This is a genomic window from Streptomyces sp. NPDC051020, from assembly GCF_040683105.1.
Lineage (GTDB): Bacteria > Actinomycetota > Actinomycetes > Streptomycetales > Streptomycetaceae > Streptomyces.
Window position 1 is genome coordinate 1 of record NZ_JBFBCG010000103.1, and the last position, 20088, is coordinate 20088.

Below are 20088 nucleotides of genomic sequence, written 5' to 3' on the forward strand. Positions count from 1 at the left end.
GAATTACGCTTCGCTTAAATTCCTGACAGGCAGGCGTGTCCGCTTCGCTCCCCCGCCCTGGTTCCGGCAAGCCGGAACGGCTGGCTACCGGGTGAGGGTGCATCAGCGCAGTCCTGTGTAGCATCCCGAAGAACCAGGGACTCCCACCCCCGTGACGTGACGTCACGGGGGTGCCGAGGGCCGGCCCCGTCGGATGGAGTGCACCGGACTCCGCTTCGCTCCATCCGGTGCGTGACAGCCTTTCACTTCCTGAAGAACGCTCAGCGTATGCATGAGCCTACCCCAAAACCCCTCCCCTTGGACTCTGTTGCGCTAGAGTGATGTTCGCGCATCCTCATGATAATGCATCACGGGATGCAGCGTGTAGCATCCCGAGGGAACCGCTACCCCTTCCGTCAGGACTTGCCACCCCTCTCGTGAATTCTGGAGTACGGATATGACGAGCACAGAAAAGATTGCGCTTCGACCTCATCAGGTTGAAGCCGTTGACGCTGTGGTGCGCGGTCTTGACATTCCTCCGGGAAAGCTGATTCCACGTAATGGTCTGCGGGCCACCGTGGTGGCGGCATGCGGTACGGGAAAGACGTTCATTGCCGCCCATTCTGCGCTGAGGCTCGCACGTAATGGGCGAGTTCTCGTGCTGCTGCCGACTCTGGATCTACTGACCCAGACGGTGCGGGAATGGCGCTTGGCCGGGCATACGGGCCCGGCCGTGGCGGTGTGTTCGCTGGATGATGACCCGCATCTGTGGGACCTGGATGTGCGGTCCACGACCAGCCCTCCGCAGCTGGCACTGTGGCACGGCCGCGGACCGGTCACCGTCTATGCCACCTACGCTTCTCTGCCGGTGCTGGCCGAGGCACACGAGGGCGCGTACGGGCTTCCCATGGACGTCTTCGACCTCGCGGTCATCGACGAAGCACACAGGACAAGCGGATCCGCGGGCAAGGCCTGGGCCGCCATCCACGACCAGGACGTCATCCCCGCCATGCGCCGGCTCTACATGACAGCCACCCCCCGCATCTGGAAAGAACGCCCACCCCGGAACACCGAGCGGGCCCTGTCGGAAAACGGGGAACCATTCGAGGGCTGGGACCGGCTGCCACGCGAGCTGGCCTGCTCCATGGACAACCCCAACATCTACGGACCCGTCGTCTACGAACTCTCCCTCGCATCAGCCGTGTCCCGGGGACTTCTAGCCAGGTATCAGATCGTGGTCGTCGAACTGACCGACCCCGTCGTCACCCCCACCCGCCTCGCCGGCGACGAAAAGCAGGAGGAGCAGCTGCGCGGTGAGCGGATGGGGGCGCTGCAGGCCGCGCTGCTCGAGACGATGGCGGCGCACCAGCTGCAGACCACCATCACCTTCCACCACCGCACGATCGAAGCCTCCGCGTTCGCCAAGGGACTGCCCAAGGTCGCAGCCCGACTGCACGCCTCCGACCCGCAGCGATACCCGGAACACGTGTGGGCGAACTGGCTGAGCGGGGAACACGAGGTAGACCACCGGCGCTCCGTGCTCGCTGACTTCGAGCGCAGGGCAGGACGTGCCGTGCTTTCGAATTGTCGCGTTTTGAACGAGGGTGTGGATATTCGAGCGGTGGACAGTGTAGCCCTGTTGGACCCCAAGGGATCCGCAGTCGATATCGTGCAGGCCATCGGCCGGGCATTGCGTCAAAAACCCGGACAGGGCAAGATTGCAACACTGATCGTGCCCGTGTTTCTAGCGCCCGGTGAACAGCCGGAAGACATGTTCACCTCCTCCTCGTACCGCCCCTTGGTGAAAATCCTTGAAGGACTCCGGGCACACGACGAACGTGCCATCGAGATGCTCGCTATTCCGCAGGAGAACCAGAAACACGTCGTTGACCCGTCGCAGAACATCGGTCCCGAGCCGGAGGAGGGTGAGGAGGAGTCACGGCTGCTGCTCCGCTTCGCCGCCCCCAGAGACCCCGTCATGATCGCGAAATGGGTGCGGTTCAACGTCATCAGCACCGAACGCCAGGACTGGAAACGCGGCTACGACACCGCCCGCCAGTACTTCGAGCGAGAAGGCTCCCTGGAGGTCCCGTACGAGCACCAGGAGGGTGCGTACCCGCTGGGAAGGTGGCTGTCCGACCAGAGAAGGGCGTACCGGGCCGGGACCATGCCCAGCACCCGGGCAGATGAGCTCGAGGAACTCGGCATGATCTGGGACACCGCCGACACGGCCTTCGCCGAGAACCTCGCCGCCGCCCGCGCCTACTACGCGGAAGCCGGAACCTTGGCCGCGCCCCGCCACGCGACCGCCCTCGACAAACCCGTCGGACAATGGCTGACCAACCTCCGCAGGGCCGGCGGGCTCGGCAAAGACCCCGAGCGGGCGCAGCGGCGGGCCGAGCAACTCGCCGCCATCGACCCCGACTGGAACCCCGGACAGTTGGGGTGGACCGTCGACTGGCAACGCCACTACACCGGCCTGGCCGCCCTCCTGGAAACCGGGGCGGCCCTGGAGGAGATCATGCCCGGGGTCACGCACCGCGGCGACGACATCGGACGCTGGCTCACCACCCAGACCCGCGACTGGGCCCGCCTGAATCCAGAGCAGCAACGCCGCCTCACCGAACACGGTGTGAAACCGGCTGAAAGGCCCTCTGCCGCCCGTACGCCGCGCACGGCAACAACCGGCGCAGCACGCGGTATGGAAGCCTTCCAGCGCGGTGTACAGGCACTCGCCCAGTACATCAAGCGGGAAGGCGGCATCCCGGGACGAGCCCACGTCGAGCACCTCGCGGACGGCACCACGCACCGGACCGGGGTGTGGATCGCCAACCAGAAACAACGCCGCAACCGACTCGACCAGGCACAGCTGGCAGCCCTCGCCCACCTCGGCGTCGACTGGGCGCAGTGATTGCTCGGACGTTGTCCCTGACCGCCCAACGCGGCGCAGCCCTGCCCTCCCGAGGGCTGGAGGTCTGGCTACAGATAGTGGGCGGCTCCGGCATAGGACATCCCCAGCGCTGCGGTGAGCTGTTTGATGTCGAGTTCGCCAGCGAGGGTGAGCAGCCGTGTCGAGCGCAGGATGCGAGGCAGCAGGCCGACCGGGGCCAGGCTGTCACGGATATGCGCGGCGCCGGCCGGACCGGCGGTGGTTCTGGTCAGCCGGGTCACCAGCACGTGCGGATTGTCCGTACGCAGTGAGGCCCGGTAGCCGAGGCAGTCCACGAGTGCGCTCCACGTCGCGGTGTCGAGTGCGATGTCAATGGAGCGCCCGGGAAAGCGGATCGCGCGGCGAGCAGCGGTGACGTGGCCGAGGGTGAGGAGGCGCAGCTCGGTGGTTGTCGCCGCGTGGAGGAGAGCGGCCAGTCCGATGAACGCCTCATGCGGGTGGACATCGCGGCGGCTGCTCCAGCGGCGGTAGATCACGCGCTGCTCGTCCAGGGTGAGCGTGGCGCCTCGAAAGCCGCGTGGCTGTGGGGCGTCGAGGGCCACGGCCGGGTTGTGGAGGACTACCCCGGTGCGGTGGGCGTGGGAGAAGAACTGGCGCAAGCCTGCGAGCCAGGAGGCTCTGCGGGCCGGGTTCCGCACGAGGAATGCCTCCAGGTCCATGACGGTCAGGGATGCCCAGGTCGTGTGGCCCCGGCTCTCGGCGTGAAGCGACAGGTCCCGGACGGTGTCGAGGCGGACCTCGATGGTTTTCCACCGGTTCGGGCGCAGGCCCAGCCCTGCGGCGCGCTCACGCTGGGCCTGCAGAGCCTGCGCGAAACTGCGGACGGCGGGACGCAGCGGGGCCGGAACGGCTTCGATACGGCCTTCTCGACGGGCGGCAGCTCTCACCTCCTCTGCCGCCCCGGGCGCTTCGAGGAGGCGCTGGGCGTGGAAGAAGTCGGCGAGGGGCCGGCCGAGCCAGGGACTGCCGCAGCGAGCATGGGTCAGGAGGGTGTGCGGATCGATGGTGCCCGTATCGAGGATCAGGCGAGCGGTGTGGGTGATGGCGTCTGCGGCATAGGAGGTGTGCCGGTGAGTCATCAGGTGGGTGGTGAAGGCGCCCCACCAAGAAGGTACGTGGGGCATGCGGCGGGCCCAGCCGGCAGCCCGGGCCTCCACGGTGTCCGGCGAGTGTTCGTAGCAGGTCTTGCACATGCCACGCGCCCACTGCGCCAGGACACCGCATCCCGAACAGGCGACGATCGGCTCCGCTCTGGCCGGATCGCTGCACGGGCGGCACCACTGTGTTGTGGCCTCAAGCGTCCGACGGCGCCCACAGCGCTGACACGGGCCACGCCCGGGCCCGCCTGCAGCCCGGCGCCGACAGGCCGCGCACACATGGTCCACCGCGCGCCTGCTGCCACCACAGCCCAAACACCTGCGCAGGCACCAGGCACACAGACCCGAGCCGGGGCGCAGCCAGCGCAGCTTGGCGCAGCCTGGGCAACGGCCCTGGACAGCACCGGGGACGGATACAGCCATACGATCTCTAACCTGCCCGACACAGGAGGGGGATGGAGGACGAAAGGACGGTCCCGGACGTCACAGGGGAGGCAGCGATCGTGTCCCGGCGGCCCGCGGCGGTGCGGGCGACGGCCGCCCGCCTGACACCACCCGTGCCGGCACCGGGCCCGATGCTGCAGGACTCAGTACCAGAAGATCCCCAGGAACACAGTTCAGGGCCATGCACAGGGCAGCCAGGGTGGACAGCTTCACCTGGGACGGCTGTTTCGTGAACAGCGCGGATACCGAGGCCGGTGACAGGTCCAAGCCCGACTTCTCGGCAAGCAGCCGGCGCAGCTGGGTCCCGGTCCACACGCCGCGCTCCGCCGCGGCCATCCGCAGCCGCCACTCCACCCCTTCCGAAACCGGGTCCGGCAGGGGTGATCCTGCTGAGGTCGTCATGTCCTCGCCCCTCTTTCGATCAGCCGGCCAGCACACGGACAGCAGAGTCGGTGGCGCGCCGCCAGGCGTCCTCGACGAACTTTTGCGACGGCTTCACGTACGCCATCGTCGAGGCGATATGGCGGTGCCCGAGGAGCTGCTGGACCGCAATCAGGTCCATGCCTTGCTCGTACTGGTGCGTCGCACACGCCCGGCGCAGCGCATGCGGAGTGAACCGGTCGCCCCAGCCTCTTGCCTCGAGATCGAGCAGGCGGGCCAGACGGTCCCGGACCGTCCCCACCTTCATGGCCTGGCCGCCATCGTCGCAGAACAGCGCCGGGCCGACGGGGAACAGCGGCCGGACATCGGCCAGGTACCAGGCCAGAATCTTCTCCAGGCCCTCAAGCATCGGCACCCACCGCGGCCGCGGACCCGAGGTGTTCGCCGCCTTCCCGAACCGCACATGCAGCTTGCCCGACGGCCCGAGCCCCGGATGCACATCGGCCCGGTCCAGGCGTACCAGCTCACTGACCCGGACCGCCGCGTGATACGGCGTGCGCAGCAGCGCATAATCCCGGGCCATGGCCCGGTAGTCGGACGCGACCGCTACCTGGGAACGGACGAAAGAGAAGAACGCCCGCACCCGCTCACGGCCGGGAGGCGGCCCCACCACGGCATCGTCACCGGCATGCCGCACGCGGTTGAACCGGTCCAGTCCGCCGTCACCGACCGGCACCCCGAACACCGTACGGACCTGGGCCCCGTACCGCTCCGCGACGAACGCATGGAAGCTGCGGAGCATCTGCAGGTACTGCCGGCGCGTACCCGGCGCCAGACCCGCCACAGCAAGGGCGTGGAGCATCTCATCCACATCGTCCGCGGCCACCGCCCACACCGGACAGTCAAAACGCCCCAGCACCCGGGCCAGGAGCGAGGTATAGCCGCGGACCGTCGTCGGAGCAAACCCACGCACCACCCACGTCCGCGCGAACGCCTCAACACATCCAGCCTGGAACACCCACGGATCCACCCCACCGTCAGGATCAGCCAGCCCACCCTCGACCAGACGCAGACCGCCCCGCTCCCCCACACCCACCACAACACCCCGCCCAGCCGTTGGTTTAAGGCAGCACCTGAACAACCCTCACGCCGCCAGCGAATTCAACGACCGACTCGATAAACGGCAACCCCCACCAACAAAACAACCGGCTCATCCACACCACAGCTTCGACAGCCACTGCGCCTCGTCACACACCAGCACCCGCGGCTCCTCAAGCGCGCCTCGCAGCATCCGGTCGAACTCGATCGCGTGCGACGGCGGCCGGCCCGGCAGGCCGAGGGCGTGAAACAGTTCATGGCGCAGGTCCCGGGTGGAGGGGCGGGCCCGGAACTGGATCCGGCGGGTCAGTGCCGGTGCGAGCTCACGCAGCGAAGCGTTGACCGCGAAGGACTTGCCGTTCCCGGCCTGCCCGTAGATGCAGATCATCGCCTTCGCCTCGATCGCCGCCCGGATGTTTTCGCGGGCCGTAAGCAACGCCCGCGTGGAGACGACCTGGGCGCCGGCAAGGCGCATGAAGTGATCTTCACGTTCCCCGGGCAGACGCCCCTTACGTTCAGCGGTAGCCATCCGGGTCACTCCTCGGTCTGCGAAGCAGGGGCGATGCTTGCGTCGTCTGACGCCGGGGGCTGCGGCGCGGCACCCGGGCGTGGCTTGGGAGGAGCGGGACGCGGGCGGGCCCAGCCTGCAGGCGGATCCCGGGGCGGGATCAGGTCCGGCAGCGCGCGGACCGCCAGATCGGTCGCCTTCGCGCGGGCGATCTCCGCCTGGGCCTGCTGCCCGGTGACCGTGCGCCGCGGACGAGGAGTGCCCGGTGTGGTCGTGGCCGTGTAGCGGGTCCGGCGCAGCTTCTCTGCCGCCTTCAAGTCGGCTTTCAGCGCGCGGGCTTTCTTCTCCCTGACCGCGCTGAGCGCCCTGCGCTGCTCAAGCGTCGCTTCCTCAGCCAGGTAGGCGGTCCCGAGATGGCGGCCCCGTCCCTCGGAGGAGAAGACCTCGATCTGCCCGTCGTAGTGAGGCAGGTACCGTAGCCGGACCAGTGTGCCGACGTGGCCGACCATCCACGGCGCGATGTAGAACCGGCGCCGCCACCTGACTCCGCTCGTCGAGATCTTCCGTGGTCTGCCGTCGTCCTCCAGCGCGAAGAACGCCAGCCGTTCCTCGTCCGCGTCCTCTACAGGGGTCGGATCCGCCTCCCACGCTGCCATCGGGGTCAGCCCCGGCTGAAGGCCGGAGGGCTGGTGTTCGGTGTTCCACCACCGCACCCAGCCCAACAGCACGTCGACGAAGTCCGCGAAGGACAGGAGATCGGCCACCTCGTCGGGACGATGAGCACCCACCGGGCGGGCCCGATGGGTGTAGCCCGGAAGGGAGACCAGGAACATTTCCTCCACCGCGCTGTTCAAAGCCTCGACCGTGCCCTTGCGGTACGGCTTGTAGGCCGGCAGGTCATCTACCGGGACCGCGAAGGCGCCCAGCGCCCGCGACACTGCCTGGCACAGGAACTCCTTGCCGCGGTCCACCCGCACCACGGTCGGCAGACCACCGCACGGCCCGTAAGGATCGGTACGGCTGATCCCTGTCCGCAGTGCCGCCAGCACGGCATCGCGGGCCGGCTCATGCGGGGTGACCGCCACCCCCACGATCACTTTCGTCGCGACATCGATAAACCACGTCACCCACGGGCACAACGCCTGCCCTTCGACGTCCACCCGTACCGGGATCCGCTTGTGATCGCCCTCCCAGCAGGCGTTGCGGTACGTCGGCGGACGCTTCCCGAACACGTCATGACGCCGGCGGCCTGCCTCACCAGAGCGCAGCCCCGCCCGCTCCCCCGCCGACAGATCCCGCACGACAGCACGATGCAGGACCGACAGAGACGGGACCGGATCCGGTGAAGGGGTCTTCGCCGCACAGGCAACGAGCCCCCTGTGAACCGCAGAGACGTTCCCGCCCCACAGCGCGAGAAGTTCCCGAATCTCCCGCGTCACAGTGAACCGCGAACGTGGCCGCGGTCCCGTCCGGCCCTCGTTGCGCGCCACGGACAGCCAATTCCACACCGTGCGCTCCGAAACGCCCAAGGAAGCTGCCACCAGCCGCACATGCGCCGTATGCAACTCACCCCGGCCATCCAGAACAAGCAACCGAGCCACAGCAGCCTCACGGCCCACTCCGGCCGGCGCTATCGCATCCCCTGAACGCTGGCTATCCTCCCCGCCCACCAGCCCACCCCCTGACACACGCCGTACCTGTCAGACGCAGACTGTCCCGCGACACAACGCACAAGCCGACACGCCGCACAATGTCACTCCAAGAAGTGACATCTGGGGGTTACAGACACATCCCGAAGTCCTCTGCCGCTATGGACACGGCATCAGGATCGCCCACACTTCAGCGGCACCCTTCAGTACCAAGTCAGCACCACGACTTCAGCGAACGGCCAACCAACCCGCCACTACCAGGAACAATCCAGCACTGCAGACGAGACACCGACCGCTGAAAACGAGAAGCCGACTATCACTCATCAGGTTGAAGCCGTCGCCGCCGTAGTACGCGGCCTTGATATCCCTCCGGGTAAACGGATTCCACACAATGGTCTGCGGGCCACGGTAGTGGCGGCCTGCGGTACGGGAAAGACCTTTATCGCCGCGCATTCCGCGCTGCGGCTCGCACGTAACGGGCGTGTGCTCGTGCTGCTTCCCACGCTGGATCTGCTGACGCAGACGGTGCGGGAATGGCGCTCTGCCGGGCATACCGGGCCGGCGGTGGCCGTCTGTTCGCTGGACGACGATCCGCATCTGTGGGACCTCAAGGTGCGGTCGACAACCAGCTCGCCGCAGCTCGCTCTGTGGCACGGCCGCGGACCCGTGACCGTCTACGCCACCTACGCTTCCCTGCCCGTGCTGGCCGAGGCCCACGAGGGCGCGTACGGGCTTCCCATGGACGTCTTCGACCTCGTCGTCGTCGACGAAGCGCACCGAACCAGTGGATCGGCAGGGAAAGCGTGGGCCGCGATCCACGACCAGGACGTCATCCCCGCCATGCGCCGGCTCTACATGACAGCCACCCCCCGCATCTGGAAAGAACACCCACCCCGGGCCCGGTGGGCGGAACGCCAGACAGACTTCGAGAACGCACGAGACTCTCTGCCGCAGGAACTGGCCTGCTCCATGGACGACCCCAAAATCTACGGGCCCGTCGTGTACGAACTCTCGCTCGCATCAGCCGTGTCCCGGGGACTTTTGGCGCGGTATCAGATCGTGGTCGTCGAACTGACCGACCCCATCGTCACCCCCGCCCGCCTCGCCAGCGACGAAAAACACGAGGAACAGCTGCGCGGCGAGCGGATGGGAGCGCTGCAAGCAGCGCTGCTCGAGACCATGGCCGAGCACCGGCTCCAGACCACCATCACCTTCCACCACCGGACGATAGAAGCCTCCGCATTCGCGAAGGGACTGCCCAGGGTCGCGGCCCGGCTGTATGCGTCGGATCCGGAGCGGTACCCGGAGCGGGTGTGGGCGGACTGGCTGTGCGGCGAGCACGAGATGGACCACAGGCGCTCCGTGCTCGCTGATTTCGAGCGCAGGGCGGGGCGTGCGATCCTTTCGAATTGTCGTGTTCTGAACGAGGGTGTGGATATTCGAGCGGTGGACAGTGTGGCCCTGTTGGACCCGAAGGGGTCGGCAGTGGATATCGTGCAGGCTATCGGCCGGGCGCTGCGTCAGAAACCCGGGCAGGGCAAGATTGCGACGCTGATCGTGCCCGTTTTTCTGGCACAAGGTGAGCAGCCGGAAGACATGTTCACTTCGTCGTCGTATAGGCCGTTGGTGAAGGTCCTTGAGGGGCTTCGGGCACACGATGAACGTGCCATCGAGATGCTCGCGATTCCGCAAGAGAACCAGAAACAGGTCGTTGACCCGTCGCAGAACATCGGTCCCGAGCCGGAAGACGGCCAGGAGGAGTCACGGCTGCTGCTCCGCTTCGCCACCCCACGCGACCCCGCCATGATCGCGAAATGGGTACGGTTCAACATCATCAACACCGAACGGCAGGACTGGCAACGCGGCTACAACACCGCCCGCCAGTACTTCGAACGGGAAGGCTCCCTGGAGGTCCCCTACGAGCACCAAGAGGGTGCGTACCCGCTGGGCAGATGGCTGTCCGACCAACGGCGCGCCTACCGGGCCGCGACCATGCCCAGCACCCGCGCCGACGAACTCGAGGAACTCGGCATGATCTGGAACACCGCCGACGCCGCCTTCGAAGAAAACCTCGCCGCCGCCCGCGCCTACCACGCAGAAGCCGGAACCCTGGCCGCGCCTCGGCACGCGACCGCCCTGGACAAGCCGGTGGGGCAATGGCTGACCAATCTCAGGCGGCCGGGGGGACTGGGCAAGGAGCCTGAGCGCGCGGCGCGGCGTGCCGAGCAGCTGGCCGCCATCGACCCCGACTGGAACCCCGGGGTGTTGGGGTGGACTGTCGACTGGCAACGCCACTACACCGGACTGACCGCCCTCCTCGCGGCCGGGGCGGCCCTGGAGGAGATCGTGCCTGGGGTGACGCACCGAGGCGACGACATCGGACGCTGGCTCACCACCCAAACCCGGGACTGGACCCGCCTCAACCAGGAACAGCAGCACCGGCTGGGCGAGGTGGGCGTGAAACCGGCTGCACGACCCCAGAAGGCGCCCGCACGGAACGGCCCGAAGGCTGGGGCGGGGAAGGGCTCCGACGCCTTCACACGGGGCGTAGCAGCCCTACAGCAATACATTCAACGCGAGGGGAAGCACGTGGTCGGACGACAGCACGTCGAGCAGCTCCCCGACGGCACCTCGGTCCGACTGGGCGTATTCCTCAGCAACCAAAAAACCCGACGTGACCGCCTCAGTGAGCAGCAGCTCGCACAACTCGCCGAACTCGGACTGGAATGGGCGTAGCAGCCACAGCAGGACGGTGAAACCGGACACGTCATACCAACTGGCAACCAACCGACCTATATCATCACCAAAAGCACCAGCCCCAGATCAGCATTCATGCCACCACTCGAAACACCAACCACAACAAGCCGAACAAACGAAACCCCATACCCGACGCACTGACATCACGAGGCCGAACCACCACCGACAAAACCCCGCAGATCATCACGCAGCTGACCGGCGAGCAACAGCAACGGCTTGCCGGGCTGGGAATAGAACCCGCTGAACAGCCCGCACCCACCCCCCGTGAAGACGGGTGGTGAATTGTCGGCGGCATTCCGGCGGCGAGCGGAACGGCTGGTTCCTCCGGCAGGGACTGGTCACTCCGCTCGCGTGGCCCGTTGGCGCCGCCAGGCCAGTGCCGGTGCGGCAAGGGCCAGGGCGAAGAGAACCGCCGCGATGATCAGGTGTGGTGCCGTCCGGCCCTGGGTGAGCGTGTAGAGCCCGCAGAGCGTGCCGCCGACAGCGACGCCCAGGGCGGGCGGCCAGCGATCGGCCGTCAGGCCGGTGATCACCACGAAGTACGTGGGCATAGCGGCAAGGAAGAAGGCCCAGCCGCGCAACTTGTAGCCGTCGGCGGCGACACAGCCGCCCCTGGGCCCCCGCTCACAGCCGCCCTCGACGTACCCCAAGAGACCCCACGTCAAGGCCCCCATGACGGCCATAACCAGGGGGATCCACCACCCCCGCGACCAGTTCTCCTCACCCAGCGACCATCTGCCGGACGAACGTCCGCCGTTCATGCCCACCCCCTGTCGACGACCGCCAGGAGCATAGGGCATGCCTCGACCGAGGATTTCGCGGGCTGACACCCCGTCCCTTGAACCATCCCTGTTGATCAAGGCGCGACACACGTGCGGGCACCCCTGCGTACACTCCTGACCAACCCAAGGCTCCTGGCTCCACAAGTTGAGCCAGAACCCGAAACTCCCTACAAAGCCACCCGGGTCAGTGACGGGCTGCGGGCACGACCGTGCGCCGTACCCTGCAACCCCGGCGCCCCTGACGGCCCGCGCAGCGCCGGCGCACGGCCTGCCATGTCTGCCGCCACGTTCTCCGCCGTACGCCATGCACGACTGAACCGCCGTCGTATGTGAGCCAGGTCCCGGTCGGCGCGGCTGGCGCGGATCGAGCGCGGACGAGGATGACAGCCAGGCCCGACGGGGCACTTGCGGCCACCCGGATAATGATGGCTGCTGCGGATCCGGCAGGGCATCCGCGAGGAGGGCGGGGCGAGTGAACGAGTCAGATGTCCCGCAGCAGGAGCCGGTCTGGTTGGTGGCGGCGAACGTTGTGGCCTGGCGTCGATGCGGAGTTGGCGGTCAGGATCTGCGCCCGGGGACGAAGTGCTTCAAGGGCGGGGCGAAAGTGTACGTGGCCGACGCGTACTGGGGTCCAGGAGGCGATCGGGTCACGGTGGTCGGACGTGAACGGCACACCAGCCGGTGGATCGTCATCGACACGGCGACGCGCCACCTCCACGGCTTCCGGCCGAAGCTCGTCCACACCCCACGCGTCTTGGAGCGGCTGCGTGAGGCAGGACGCGAACGTAAGTTCAGCGCGGACTACGCAGCCGACGTCTCCGCGACGCTAGAGCGGTACGCGCGCCAGTACCGCGCCGAGACAGCGCCGTACAGTCCGCACCCGGACCGATGCCTGTGCCACGCCTGCCTCACCGGCGAGTCCGGGTAGAGCATGTTCCTTCGATGGGTTGGTCAGTTGATCGGGTGTGTCCGTCCGCTTAGTGACCACTGATGCGATGTGTGACCGACTTGAGCCGCTGATGCCGGCCAATCCGGTCCGGGGGCGACGTTGGGCTGACCACCGTCGGACCGCAGGCGGCTCCTGCTGGACTGCGGGTGACATCAATGGCTGACACCAACAGCGGCGAATCGGAGCGTTCTCCTGTGACCGCTTCACTGCCGCGGTCCGCACGTATCGACTGCATCCCATGGCGAAACAGGGCTCTCGGACCGACCTGATAAGGATGAGGACAGACCTCAAAATCTCGGGACCGCAGGCCGCCTCCCCACACCAGGGCCCGTGTCCGATCCCGTTTCTGGGAAGCGGAGCGGCTGCTGGCGCGGTCCTCGCCGGGCTGACCGCTTTTGGGGTCAGCATCCCCGTCCTCCGTCAGCTGATCCGCTGAGGTCTCGCCCTCCTCGCTAACGGAAGAGCGCGTGCAGAACGGACCGCGTAGAACGGCCGAAGGGCCACCAGCAATGCTGGTGGCCCTTCGGAAAGTCATAACCCCGAAAGCATGCCGAAGCAGGGGCCGCACGGGGTCTTCGTCAGTAACTATATGGTGTGCCCCGTGATGGCACAACATCCCCCTGAGCGTTTCTTGCCGCAGCGGCTGTCACTTGGCCGGCTGGCGGACAAGACCCGGCAGTGCACCCTTCTGAAGAACCGGCTCCAGGCCGCGGCCACTGCCATCGCCGCTCTACACCATGACAACCAGGCACTGCGTGACGAACTTGCCAAGCGCACCGGCCGCGTGGTCGTTCCGCTGAGGCGCCGACCGTGACCCTCCATCTGCCCGTCGGCGCTTCGGTCACCCCCACAGGGCGCTGGGCGCTGACGCGGATCTGGAGGGTACTGGGACGATGCAGCAAGCTCCGCCGGACGACTTCGGATGCCAGCCGCAGCCACGGCTGTGGAGCGAACCTTGAAGATCTTCCCCGTGCGGCCTGACTCGGTAGAGCGGTCTCGGGGGCGGGACGGATCTTGGTCAGCCGAGCGTCATCGCGCCGGTGCCTGCGTGGTACGCGTGCAGCGTGTCCGCGGTCGCTCGGCGGGACGGCGGGTGGAAGCCGGCCTCCGGCACCGGCGACACCACCTTTTCGATCATCATCGACTGGGGGCTCAAGTCATACCGGGGCCGAAGGCCGGGAGCCTCATTGCGAGGCCACGAAAAAGGTAACGGGGGCCACAGACAGGGACGAATTGGAAGATCCGGGCCGCTCGCAGACGCGCCAGGCCCTCGGCCGGTCCCGAGGCGGACTGACCACCAAAGTCCACCTCGCTGTCGACCGCCGCGGCCTGCCCCTGTCGATCGTGCTCACACCGGGCAACACCAACGACGCCACCGCCTTCGGCCAGGTCCTCGACGGGATCCGTATCCCGCGCGCCGACACGGGCCGCCCGCGCACGACACCGGAACGCGTGCTTGGCGACAAGGCCTACTCAAGCCGGGCCATCCGCCACCTACTGAGGCGTTCGGGCATCGCCGCCACGATCCCCGAACGCCGCGACCAGGCGGCCAACCGCTGCCGCCGAGCGCGCCTCGGCGGCCGACCGCCCGCCTTCGACAAGGAGATCTACCGCGACCGCAACGTAGTCGAACGATGCTTCGCCCGCCTCAAGCAGTTCCGCGCGATCGCGACCAGGTTCAACAAGCTCGCCGACCGCTACCGAGCCGGAGTCGTCCTGGCCTCACTGATCCTCTGGCTCCGCGAACCAGCCACATGATCACTCAGGACGTCTCCCGGCTGCCTGTCGGCTGGCTGCCGTTGCTTGACTGCTCGACTGCCCGGCGAACGGCAGCGCGGAGTTCCTCGTCGGGCTCGTTCCGCCTGAGCACGGCTTTGAGAGAAGAAGGTGCTGCCGCCCGCACATCGGGATCCGGATCGGAGAGTGCGGCAGCGATGATCGGCGCGTGCGCCACGGCGTCGGGGCCGAAGATACCGAGGCCCTCGATCCCTGCGCGCCGCAACATCGCGTCCGGCGCCGCCGTAGCCGCCACGAGTAGTTCAAGGGCCTCAACCGGTGCCTCCGCGCACACCAACGCCAGGCCAAACAGCGCCTGCTCGAATTCGGCCGTGTCGCAACGGGTAGTCGCGGCGAGCTGCTTCAGCGCCTCGCTCACCGCCGGCGGACAGGCCGCACGAAGGCGAACCTGGTCGCCCCGGGCTGGGGCGGTATCGTCGTCCATTCGGTCATCCTGCCAGCAGCCGGGGCCTGGTTCCCAGAGCCGGGGAGCGGGCCGGACCAGCTCTGGGTGCCGAGCCGCCCGGATAGCTCGTGCGGTCGGGGTTCAGTCAGACCGTCAAGGCTGGCGATCGCTCCCTGGACTTCTCCCGGGCTGCGGTCGGCGGCTCCCACATCCGGGCGTTAACGGGATGCGCGCAGTCGTCGCGCGCCATCTCCCACCGTGCCCGTCCTCCACCCGGCCTCGCAGCTCCCGCATCTCGCGGCCCGTGACATAGGCCGACGCCCTGACCAGGGGCTCTCTGGGCTGTCTCAGCCCATGTCCTCGTCTGGTGTCTCAGGCTCGTGGCATTTCTTCAGGGTCGACTTCGGCAGTCGACCAGTTACTTCTGCCCACTCACGCTGGGCTCGTGCCCGCTCCATACGGCTTGCGATGTCCGTCTTGAGCGTGGCGTCCAAGGTCTCCGGGAGCTTGCTGAAGGTGGCGGGGAGCACGTCGAGCAGGCTCAAGAACTGCTCGCCGCTTGGGGCTGTCAGCAGCAGTTCGCATCTCCAGTGCGGCGACACCTCGGGGCGGTGACTGAGGTGATGCACGAGTGCGGGGAACAAGTAGTGCGTCGCTCCGGGAGCGAGGTGGTCCCGAAGCCAGTCGACCGGAAGCCGCTGGCTGAAGCCGTATGCACCGGCCTCCCTCTCCAGGTCGAGGAGCTGTTCGGTGTCGACTGCCCGGATCGTGCGGAGAAGAGTTGAGGCCATGCCGTGATGATGCCAAGAAGCCGCTGCGGGGCCGAGAGGTCAGCGAAGCCGGGCTGCGATCTGCCGACGGGCAGGGCCCCAGACTTCCTCAAATTCGTCGGAGGTGGTCGAAGTCGTCGCCGCCCAGATGGGAGTCGCCGGCCGTGGACCGTACCTCCACCACGCCGTCGCCGGGCACCTCGAACGGGACCTTGCGGAGTACGAGCCCGACATTGATGAGCCGGATGGCGCCAGGGAAGGAAGTCGACGTCGGCAGGCGACAACGGCAGAGAGCACACCACTTGGCCGGTCTGAGCGTTCGCGGGCAGCGAGTGCTTGGACTGGCATCTTCCCGATTCATCGACCGAGATATCGCCCAGCTGTCTGAGGCCCCTGCTGCGACTACGCCCGGCGGCGCGAAACCGTTGCGCCACCAGGCAATGCGGCGGTCACGCGCCGGCGGGGCGGCCCTTGTCGGCGAGGACACGCAGTTCCGCGAGGTCCTCCGGGGCGAGGTCGAGCGACGTCGCCCGGGTGAGCAGCGCACCGATCTCCTCGGCTCGGCCCTGCCCGGCGAGGAAGCGCGCACAGGGCAAAAAGGCGTCCTCGTCCTCGTGCTCGATCGCGTCCCGGTAGCGCCGGTCGGCCTGCTCCGGCTGCCCGAGCTCCTCGTGCAGGAGCGCCAGGTTCAGGTGTGCGTTCGTTTCCTTGTCCTGGTCGAGGGCGGCCTCGTAGTGGGGCACGGCCTCCTGCAGGGCACCGGTGTCGGTCAGGTGGAGGGCGTAGGCGAAATGCGCGCCGGGCAGATCCTCGTTGAGGGCCTCCCGCAGGTGCTGTCCCGCCGCTTCACTGTCCCCCGTGTCGTTCTCGGCTCCGCCGAGCGCGACCAGGACGGAGCGGTGTCCGGCCTCCAGGGCCTGCCGCAGCCAGCCGACGGCCTCTGCGGGCTTGTCCTGGTCGAGCAGGAGACGGCCGAGGTTGCCAGCGGCCATGGTGTCCCCCTGGTCCACCGCCTGGCGCAGCAGATCGGCGGCCTCGTCCAGCCGCTCCCCGCCGTCGCGCAGGAAGGCGCCGTAGTCGTTGAGCGCGTTCGGGTGATTCTCGGCCAGCGCCCGTTGGTAATACTCTTCAGCGCGAGGGTGGTCCTCGATCTCGTCCGCCAGAATCCCGGCGATCCACAGGGTCACGTTGCGGCCATGGTGGTCCGCCTCCTGAAGGGCCGACAGCGCTTCCGCGGGCCGGTCGAGCTGGATCAGCAGATCGGCCAGGGCCTCGTACGCCCCGGCGTTGCCCGCGGCCGCGGCGGCGGAGATCGCCTCCAGCGCAGCGTTGGTGTCTCCCCAGTCCTCCACCAGATCCAGAATCTTGTCCGCGACATCGTCGTCCGGGCTGGTCCATGCCTCCAGGTAGAGGGACAGCGCGGCAGCATGATTCCCCGCCGACCACTGTCGCTCCGCCCGGACCTCGACGGTGTCCTCCGGCATGAAGGTGTCCTCTCGTACTGCTGCCTGGGCCCGTGTCCGCGCGTGGCACCAGGGCGTGCGCCAGCATGGCACACGCCCTGGACCGTGAACGGTCAGAGCCGTTCCGCGTCAGCGCTTGCGCTTGTTCGGATTGTCGAACTTCTTACGACCGCCGTGGCGGTCGCCCTTGTTGTGTTTGTCGCTCGTGCTCTTCGATTTGCCCTTGCGGTGTCCCTTCCGGTTCTTCTGTGTCTTGTGGGTCTCGTCCTTCTTGCGGTGTGCGAAGGCGACCTGCAGCTTGTGCACGGCCGCGCTCACGCCGTACCACAGGGCATATCCGGCGAGGGCGATCACGAAGGCCGCACCCAGGACGATCAGCACCTCACTGAGGCCGAGGCCCGCCGCGGCGACGACGAACGCGCCGGCCATGCGGCCGTCGAGGTCGTAGCAGTTGACCGGGTCGCCGTTGCAGTACTCGTAGGCGTTGGCGCTGCCACCGGGGACGGGGTCGACGTTCAGGAATCGGCCGGTGTCCGCATTGGAGAGGCGCACGCCCATCAGGAGCAGGCCGGACGGAGTGTCGTCCGAGCGCTGCGCGCCGCCGAGCCACGCGTAGCGGGCGGACGCCTGGCCGGCGCGCGGGTCACCGTACTCGTCGTAGTCGAGGACGGTCGGCGCCAGTGTGGTGTCCGCGGGCAGTTGCAGGGCGATGTCGCCGTGGAGGTTGGCGAGCTGAAGGACGGTGCCGCCGATCTTGGCGGTGATGGCGGTGAGGCTGCCGTCGAGACCGTCGACGTTGCGGGTCAGCGCCCGGTGGCGGTGTCCTCGCTGATCCAGCAGGGTGTGTCGCTGTCGTCGGCGTAGTGGTTGGTCTTGTCGGCGGTGGTGGTCCAGGTGGTGCCGTCGCTGGTCTCCACGGTCCAGCTCTGGTGGCGGAAGGCGACGTCGAGGAAGTCGGCCAGGACGCGGCACTGTTCCTCCTCGCGAGCAATCTGCTGCGCGAGCACCCGGCGGTCGAAGTACGGGTCGACAACGGCAAGGGCCAGGCGCTGGAGTTAGGCCGGCTCCAGGGCTTCGACCTCTCCACAAGGTGCACGAGGCTGGTCGTCGAACCGGATCGGCAGCCCGTGCGCGGGCACTCTGTACCGGATGGCGATGGTTGCTGTCAGTCGTATGCCGATTCCCGTCAGTTGGGTGCCGAAGGGCTGGGATACCCGGGACCAGGGCGGCAGGCCGTGCTGTCCAGTACTCGGCGGAGAGGGGCCGCACATGCCGGGAAGCCGTGGCGAGGATCCCGAAGACGGTCCGATGGCCGTGTTCCCGCCGGCTTCGGGGCGCGCAGCGGCGATGCCCCGACTGCTGGAACCCGACGGGCGTGGAGAGCTGACGGCCGCGCATGCGCGCCTGGTGGCCCAGGCGTTGGGGAAGTCGGAGCGGACGGTGTGGCGGTGGCTGGCCGCTGCCCGGGAGGATCACCGCCTCGCACGGGTGGAGTCGTCCCATTTCACGGTCACCACGGAAGTCCGGCGGCTGCTGGCGCTGTGGGGCGGGAACGCCTCCCGGGTCCACGCCGAGCTGGTGCAGCGAGCGGCCGAGGATCCGAACGCGCCCGCGGTGCCGTCGCTCTCCACGTTGCACCGGGCGATCCGCCGGGACCTGACCCGCGGCGAGCGGGCCGGTCTCAAGAGCGGGGAAGCCGCCCGGCGCGCGTATGACGTGTTCGGGCAGCGTCCGGCCACGCACCGCAACGCGGCGTGGGAAGGCGACCACAAGCATGTGCCCGTCGAGGTGGACGTGGAGGGTGAGCTGGCCACGCCGTGGGTGACCTGGTTCATCGACTGCGCCACCAAGGCGATCACCGGGGTGGCGGTCACCGCGCACGCGCCGAGCCGAGACGCGGTGCTGGCGTCCTTGCGCATTGCAATCACCCGCAGCGAGCCGTTCGGTCCGGTCGGCGGGCTGCCCGGTCAGATCCGGGTCGACCGCGGCAAGGAGTTCCTATGTGCCACGGTCACCGCGGCGATGGGCGCGCTCGCCGTCCCCGTGACCGACCTGCCCGCCTACACCCCGCATCTGAAGGGAACGATCGAGGCGCTGAACGACGCGGTGGAGGAGATGTTCCTCGTCTCGCTCCCCCGCTACACCGGCCGCCAAAAACTCACCGGCGGCCAGCTCGCCGACCCCGATGCCCCACCCCTGACGTATGAGGCGTTCGTGGGACTGCTGCTGGACTGGGTGACCTGGTGGAACACCCGCCACCGCCCGACCGCGCTGAACGGCAAGACCCCCCTGCAGGCGTGGCAGGCCGACGCGACGCCGCTCACAGATGTACCGGCGGGGCAGCTGGCGACGTTCGCTCTGGAGGACGACGGCCGCACGTACACGATCAGTACCAGCGGGGTGCGGTGGCGCCGCCGCGACTACCTCGCCCCGTGGATGAACGGCCGTACCGGCACCAAAGTCTCGGTACGGCACCTGCCCCACCACGACGACACCATCGAAGTCTTCGACACGGCGACCGGCCGCCATCTCGGTTCGGCGTTTCTGGCCGCCGCAGCGAGCCGGGAGCAGATCCGCTCCGTCCAGGCCGCGCGCACCGCGGCAGCCCGGCGGCTCAAGGCTGATCTGAAGGCCGCGGAGAAGCTGCGTCGCCGGCGCTTCGAAGCCTCCACCACCGCGGCCCCGCCCAGGCCTCTCACCTCTTCGACCTCTGCGCAGGCCGAAGAGGAGCTCGGTGCGGCGGCGCAGACGGACCGCCGTGCGCTGGCCCGTCCCGATCTCGTTCCGCACGGCCCCGCACCCGATACCTGGACCCGTCCGAGGCCCCCGCGCATACCTACTCCTGATGAGGGCAAGAGCTGATGATCGCTGATCTGGATTACGGGCTGCTGCCCGAGGAGAGCGAAGACCACTTCCTGGGCCTGGAGCAGGCGCAGCTGGTGGGAACCGACACGCTGCTGACCACCCGGGACAACATCGAGGCCGGGGCTTCGCCCTTGATCGTGGACACCGGGTGTCATGCGGCGAGGGTCAGCGTAGTTGATTGTTGTTCGTAGCTGATCGGGCTCTGCTGGCCCAG

General features: G+C 68.0%; 17 protein-coding genes and 3 pseudogenes. 8 read left to right on the top strand and 12 right to left on the bottom strand.

All coding sequences use genetic code 11. From position 1 onward, the window contains the following. Positions 1-436: 436 nt before the first annotated feature. Entirely contained in the window at positions 437-2890 is a 2454-nt protein-coding gene (locus tag AB0N06_RS33800) for a Helicase associated domain protein (protein ID WP_366138514.1), read from the top strand. Between the two features lie 68 nt (positions 2891-2958). Here the strand turns inward: AB0N06_RS33800 and AB0N06_RS33805 are convergent, their stop codons facing one another. The 5 genes from AB0N06_RS33805 to AB0N06_RS33825 form a co-directional block, all read right to left on the bottom strand. Continuing rightward, positions 2959-4008 carry an integrase gene (locus AB0N06_RS33805; protein ID WP_366138515.1) on the bottom strand — a complete coding sequence of 350 codons (1050 nt, stop codon included), beginning with the start codon at positions 4006-4008 and terminating at the stop codon, positions 2959-2961. A 501-nt stretch (positions 4009-4509) separates the two neighbouring features. Continuing rightward, entirely contained in the window at positions 4510-4872 is a 363-nt protein-coding gene (locus AB0N06_RS33810) for a helix-turn-helix transcriptional regulator (RefSeq protein ID WP_366138516.1), read from the bottom strand. A 19-nt stretch (positions 4873-4891) separates the two neighbouring features. Then, positions 4892-5824 (bottom strand): site-specific integrase, encoded by a 933-nt coding sequence (locus AB0N06_RS33815; protein ID WP_366138517.1) that lies wholly within the window; start codon positions 5822-5824, stop codon positions 4892-4894. Between the two features lie 237 nt (positions 5825-6061). Further along, positions 6062-6478 carry an ATP-binding protein gene (locus AB0N06_RS33820; protein WP_366138518.1) on the bottom strand — a complete coding sequence of 139 codons (417 nt, stop codon included), beginning with the start codon at positions 6476-6478 and terminating at the stop codon, positions 6062-6064. Between the two features lie 5 nt (positions 6479-6483). Continuing rightward, positions 6484-7758 carry a transposase family protein gene (locus AB0N06_RS33825; RefSeq protein ID WP_366138519.1) on the bottom strand — a complete coding sequence of 425 codons (1275 nt, stop codon included), beginning with the start codon at positions 7756-7758 and terminating at the stop codon, positions 6484-6486. A gap of 663 nt (positions 7759-8421) precedes the next feature. On the opposite strand from AB0N06_RS33825, the gene AB0N06_RS33830 reads away from it, so the two are divergent. Then, positions 8422-10842 (top strand): Helicase associated domain protein, encoded by a 2421-nt coding sequence (locus AB0N06_RS33830; protein ID WP_366138529.1) that lies wholly within the window; start codon positions 8422-8424, stop codon positions 10840-10842. A 359-nt stretch (positions 10843-11201) separates the two neighbouring features. Here the strand turns inward: AB0N06_RS33830 and AB0N06_RS33835 are convergent, their stop codons facing one another. Further along, entirely contained in the window at positions 11202-11624 is a 423-nt protein-coding gene (locus tag AB0N06_RS33835; protein ID WP_366138520.1) for a hypothetical protein, read from the bottom strand. A 493-nt stretch (positions 11625-12117) separates the two neighbouring features. Between AB0N06_RS33835 and AB0N06_RS33840 the strand changes: the two genes are divergently transcribed. The 3 genes and pseudogenes from AB0N06_RS33840 (at position 12118) to AB0N06_RS33850 (ending at position 13408) form a co-directional block, all read left to right on the top strand. Further along, entirely contained in the window at positions 12118-12573 is a 456-nt protein-coding gene (locus tag AB0N06_RS33840) for a hypothetical protein (RefSeq protein ID WP_366138521.1), read from the top strand. A gap of 37 nt (positions 12574-12610) precedes the next feature. Beyond that, positions 12611-12715 (top strand): annotated as a pseudogene (locus tag AB0N06_RS33845) (IS5/IS1182 family transposase); the annotation flags it as partial. 426 nt (positions 12716-13141) lie between these two features. Then, on the top strand, positions 13142-13408 hold the full coding sequence (locus AB0N06_RS33850; protein ID WP_366138522.1) for a hypothetical protein: 267 nt from the start codon (positions 13142-13144) through the stop codon (positions 13406-13408). A gap of 204 nt (positions 13409-13612) precedes the next feature. On the opposite strand, the gene AB0N06_RS33855 is transcribed toward AB0N06_RS33850, so the two are convergent. Next, positions 13613-13735 (bottom strand): hypothetical protein, encoded by a 123-nt coding sequence (locus tag AB0N06_RS33855; RefSeq protein WP_366138530.1) that lies wholly within the window; start codon positions 13733-13735, stop codon positions 13613-13615. Between the two features lie 71 nt (positions 13736-13806). Here AB0N06_RS33855 and AB0N06_RS33860 point away from each other — a divergent pair. Then, positions 13807-14352: pseudogene (locus AB0N06_RS33860) on the top strand (IS5 family transposase); the annotation flags it as partial. Positions 14353-14356: 4 nt separating this feature from the next. Here AB0N06_RS33860 and AB0N06_RS33865 read toward each other — a convergent pair. The 5 genes and pseudogenes from AB0N06_RS33865 to AB0N06_RS33885 all read right to left on the bottom strand — a co-directional run. After that, complete coding sequence (locus AB0N06_RS33865; RefSeq protein ID WP_366138523.1) at positions 14357-14815, bottom strand: HEAT repeat domain-containing protein; 459 nt, start codon at positions 14813-14815, stop codon at positions 14357-14359. A gap of 308 nt (positions 14816-15123) precedes the next feature. Next, positions 15124-15567 (bottom strand): hypothetical protein, encoded by a 444-nt coding sequence (locus tag AB0N06_RS33870; protein ID WP_366138524.1) that lies wholly within the window; start codon positions 15565-15567, stop codon positions 15124-15126. An 88-nt stretch (positions 15568-15655) separates the two neighbouring features. After that, a complete protein-coding gene (locus AB0N06_RS33875) occupies positions 15656-15907 on the bottom strand; it encodes an Hsp70 family protein (protein WP_366138525.1) in 252 nt (83 codons plus the stop codon). Between the two features lie 88 nt (positions 15908-15995). After that, positions 15996-17030 (bottom strand): tetratricopeptide repeat protein, encoded by a 1035-nt coding sequence (locus AB0N06_RS33880; protein ID WP_366138526.1) that lies wholly within the window; start codon positions 17028-17030, stop codon positions 15996-15998. A gap of 408 nt (positions 17031-17438) precedes the next feature. Beyond that, positions 17439-17959: pseudogene (locus AB0N06_RS33885) on the bottom strand (RHS repeat-associated core domain-containing protein); the annotation flags it as partial. A gap of 319 nt (positions 17960-18278) precedes the next feature. On the opposite strand from AB0N06_RS33885, the gene AB0N06_RS33890 reads away from it, so the two are divergent. Further along, positions 18279-19871: a Mu transposase C-terminal domain-containing protein gene (locus tag AB0N06_RS33890; protein WP_366138527.1), complete on the top strand. Its 1593-nt coding sequence runs from the start codon at positions 18279-18281 to the stop codon at positions 19869-19871. Further along, positions 19871-20065 (top strand): hypothetical protein, encoded by a 195-nt coding sequence (locus tag AB0N06_RS33895; protein WP_366138528.1) that lies wholly within the window; start codon positions 19871-19873, stop codon positions 20063-20065. The genes AB0N06_RS33890 and AB0N06_RS33895 overlap by 1 nt, the downstream gene beginning before the upstream one ends. The last annotated feature ends 23 nt before the right edge of the window (positions 20066-20088 follow it).

Coding starts and splice junctions, on each gene's coding strand:
- AB0N06_RS33800 (WP_366138514.1), top strand. CDS start 437: ATGACGAGCACAGAAAAGATTGCGCTTCGACCTCATCAGGTTGAAGCC.
- AB0N06_RS33805 (WP_366138515.1), bottom strand. CDS start 4,008: ATGACTCACCGGCACACCTCCTATGCCGCAGACGCCATCACCCACACC.
- AB0N06_RS33810 (WP_366138516.1), bottom strand. CDS start 4,872: ATGACGACCTCAGCAGGATCACCCCTGCCGGACCCGGTTTCGGAAGGG.
- AB0N06_RS33820 (WP_366138518.1), bottom strand. CDS start 6,478: ATGGCTACCGCTGAACGTAAGGGGCGTCTGCCCGGGGAACGTGAAGAT.
- AB0N06_RS33835 (WP_366138520.1), bottom strand. CDS start 11,624: ATGAACGGCGGACGTTCGTCCGGCAGATGGTCGCTGGGTGAGGAGAAC.
- AB0N06_RS33850 (WP_366138522.1), top strand. CDS start 13,142: ATGCCGAAGCAGGGGCCGCACGGGGTCTTCGTCAGTAACTATATGGTG.
- AB0N06_RS33855 (WP_366138530.1), bottom strand. CDS start 13,735: ATGATGATCGAAAAGGTGGTGTCGCCGGTGCCGGAGGCCGGCTTCCAC.
- AB0N06_RS33865 (WP_366138523.1), bottom strand. CDS start 14,815: ATGGACGACGATACCGCCCCAGCCCGGGGCGACCAGGTTCGCCTTCGT.
- AB0N06_RS33870 (WP_366138524.1), bottom strand. CDS start 15,567: ATGGCCTCAACTCTTCTCCGCACGATCCGGGCAGTCGACACCGAACAG.
- AB0N06_RS33875 (WP_366138525.1), bottom strand. CDS start 15,907: ATGAATCGGGAAGATGCCAGTCCAAGCACTCGCTGCCCGCGAACGCTC.
- AB0N06_RS33880 (WP_366138526.1), bottom strand. CDS start 17,030: ATGCCGGAGGACACCGTCGAGGTCCGGGCGGAGCGACAGTGGTCGGCG.
- AB0N06_RS33890 (WP_366138527.1), top strand. CDS start 18,279: ATGCCGGGAAGCCGTGGCGAGGATCCCGAAGACGGTCCGATGGCCGTG.
- AB0N06_RS33895 (WP_366138528.1), top strand. CDS start 19,871: ATGATCGCTGATCTGGATTACGGGCTGCTGCCCGAGGAGAGCGAAGAC.